3 protein-coding genes and 1 pseudogene are annotated in these 2765 nt (G+C 35.3%); 1 reads left to right on the plus strand and 3 read right to left on the minus strand.

The window, feature by feature from the left end; all coding sequences use genetic code 11:
- Positions 1 to 309: 309 nt before the first annotated feature.
- The 3 genes and pseudogenes from lgt to OZD64_RS06415 form a co-directional block, all read right to left on the minus strand.
- Positions 310 to 1101, minus strand: coding sequence for a prolipoprotein diacylglyceryl transferase (lgt, locus tag OZD64_RS06405; protein WP_274999540.1), 792 nt, complete (start codon positions 1099 to 1101; stop codon positions 310 to 312).
- Between the two features lie 6 nt (positions 1102 to 1107).
- The gene (gene smpB, locus OZD64_RS06410; protein WP_007548863.1) at positions 1108 to 1557 is read right to left on the minus strand and encodes an SsrA-binding protein SmpB; all 450 of its coding nucleotides are present in this window, start codon (positions 1555 to 1557) and stop codon (positions 1108 to 1110) included.
- Between the two features lie 120 nt (positions 1558 to 1677).
- A pseudogene (locus OZD64_RS06415) lies at positions 1678 to 2436 on the minus strand (ankyrin repeat domain-containing protein); the annotation flags it as partial.
- Positions 2437 to 2485: 49 nt separating this feature from the next.
- Here OZD64_RS06415 and OZD64_RS06420 point away from each other — a divergent pair.
- On the plus strand, positions 2486 to 2765 hold a 280-nt coding region (locus OZD64_RS06420), incomplete at its 3' end, for an IS5 family transposase (protein WP_044471353.1).

Consider the following 2765-nt stretch of genomic DNA (forward strand, 5'->3'; position numbering starts at 1 on the left):
TTTGTTATTTATATTAATAAATTTAATTCTATTGAAAATAGCTAAAGCATTGAAATTCTTGAATTTTAGCCAGATTAGTGAGTGGTAGTGCAATTTCTTTTACTCAAATTTAGGTATTCACTGACCGTTCTTGTTATAAATACCAGAATAATAAGCTACTGATATTCTCCACCTTTTTTATCTTTAATCCATCATAGCTAGCGATGCAACAAAGCCCACCGATTCATTCTACTGCAACGCAGAAAATTCGTACAATTGTGCATAATGTGGGGCTTCTGGCTACATTTTTCTATTGAACTCACCTTTTCTCTATGTGACAGATTTCGTATTAAATTTTAAATTTAATGCGCCTAGATATACAAGCATTCCTAGCAAAACCATAGGTATAGAAAGCAACTGCCCCATAGTTAAATCAAGCCACAAATAGCCAATTTGATAGTCTGGTTCGCGAAAAAACTCAACGAAAAAACGTGCTATTCCATACCACATAACTGCAATACCAGTTAACGCACCGTGATACAGTCTTATTCTAGTTAAGAAAAACAGTGAATTTGCAACTGCAAAAAGTAGCAGTCCTTCAAAAAGTGCCTCATAAAGCTGGCTTGGATGATGCAGCAAATTATCACCACTCTCTGGAAATACCATACCCCATGGCATAGTTGTAACTCTGCCAAATAACTCTCCGTTTATAAAATTGCCTATGCGACCTAAAAATAAACCTATGGGAACTCCGCAAGAAACTAGGTCCAGTGCATAAAATGTAGGGATATTATGTCTTTTACACGAAATTATTACTGCAAGCAAAACTCCTATAGCACCACCATGAAATGACATCCCTCCTTCCCAGGTCTTCAATATCTCAATAGGGTTGCTTATATAAAGAACTGGATCATATATCAATACGTAGCCAAGTCTACCTCCAAGGATAATACCTACAATAGTGGCTGTTAATAACGAATCGTAAAAATTCTTAGTAAATATTTTTTGGTCATCTAGCTTATGTAAATACCAATATGCAAACACTATACCCAAAACGTAGGCTAAGGAATACCAATATATAGAAACAGGACCGATGCTGAAAATTACTGAATTTAAAGACATATTTTGCTATAAATTATTCTTAGACAATCTACTTTTTTCACGATCCCACTCTCTCTGTTTTATGGTTGCTCTCTTATCGTAGAGTTTTTTTCCTTTTACAATGGCAATTTTAGTTTTTGCAAATCCTTTATCGTTAAAATAGACCGAAAGCGGCACAACAGTTATCCCAGCAGTCTTGATTTGACCAATTAGTTTATTTATCTCCTTTTTATGCAAGAGTAATTTACGTTCCCTTTTTGGTTTATGATTTTTTCGGTTCGCAGCTTTATATTCTGCAATATGCATATTGTGCAGCCATACTTCGCTATTCTTTTCAACAACGTAGGCGTCGGAAATATTTACTTTTCTTTCTCTTAGCGATTTAACTTCACTGCTTAATAAGACCATACCCGCTTCAAATTCTTCTAAGATGAAATATTCAAACCTTGCTTTCCTATTTTCTGCAATGACTTCCATATCTAAAGATATCTTTAAGCTTCAATATATTACAGAGTTTTTGACTTAATTCATAATAAAACAGTTATCCCAATAAATATAAGGTGTCAGGCTAGTCTGATAGCAACAGGATAACAAAAATCAAGTAAGTGCTTTTTCTGTCTCTCTAGGCACAGGTTCCTTTACTTCTTTCATTTCAGGTTTAGGCTTTGACATTATATATTGACCAGCACCAACTATGAGCGCAGATCCTGCAGCTAGTCCAATTATTGCTGGTACAGATAGGGCAGTAGCAAATGCAAGTGCAACACCAACTATCACTGCAGTTACAAAACACACAATAACACCTTTTACAATTGCATTTTTTGCAGATTGTTCTTTTTCTTTCACAATTGCATTTTTTCCAATTTGTTTTTCTTCCTTTTTCTCTGGAAGCTGCATTACATCTTTATTTTCAGTAAGATCCTTTGGCGTTTTTTTATTCTCATTTTTTAACGTTTGCTTTTTTTCCGCTTCCTCTAAAAGCTGAATTATACCTTGATCTTTAGTGAGGTCTCTTGGCGTTTTTCCATCAACATCTTTTAATGAAGGGTCTGCTCCAGCTTCTAGCAGAACTTTTACTATACCTTCGTGGCCATTTTTAGCAGCAAGATGTAAAGGAGTACGTCTATCACCATTTTTTGCCTTAACCTTTGCTCCTTTTGCGATTAGAGTTTTTACTACATCTTCGTGGCCATTTGCAGCAGCAACATGCAAAGGAGTCCATCTATCAGCATCCTTTATATTAACATCTGCTTTCTCAACTAGAATTTTTACTACCTCTATGTGGTTCCCTTCAGCAGCAAGATGTAAAGGTGTACATCTATCATCATCTTCTGCATTAACATTTAGAGGTTGTCCGGAAACAAGTAAAAGGCTATAATATCTGAAATTTTAGTACGGGGTAAAGATGAGAAAAAAGTATCCAACAGATCTAAGCGAAAGGGAATGGGCAAGAATAGAAAAACACTTCAGAGTATCATACAAGAAAGGAGGAAGGCCGCCAAAGTATAGCAAAAGAGAAATATTAGAAGCAATTTTCTATGTATTGCGTACAGGGTGTCAATGGCGGTATTTACCAAATGATTTTCCGCTATGGAAGACTGTGTATGAGCAGTTCAGGCAATGGAAGAAGCAGGGAATTTTTGAGAAAATGAATTATGAAATTACAAAATATAGTAGAAGAAAAA

Source organism: Wolbachia endosymbiont of Drosophila tristis, assembly GCF_028981745.1.
Lineage (GTDB): Bacteria > Pseudomonadota > Alphaproteobacteria > Rickettsiales > Anaplasmataceae > Wolbachia > Wolbachia pipientis.

Excerpts from the sequence above, each read along its gene's own strand:
- lgt (WP_274999540.1), bottom strand. The coding sequence starts at position 1,101 with ATGTCTTTAAATTCAGTAATTTTCAGCATCGGTCCTGTTTCTATATAT.
- smpB (WP_007548863.1), bottom strand. The coding sequence starts at position 1,557 with ATGGAAGTCATTGCAGAAAATAGGAAAGCAAGGTTTGAATATTTCATC.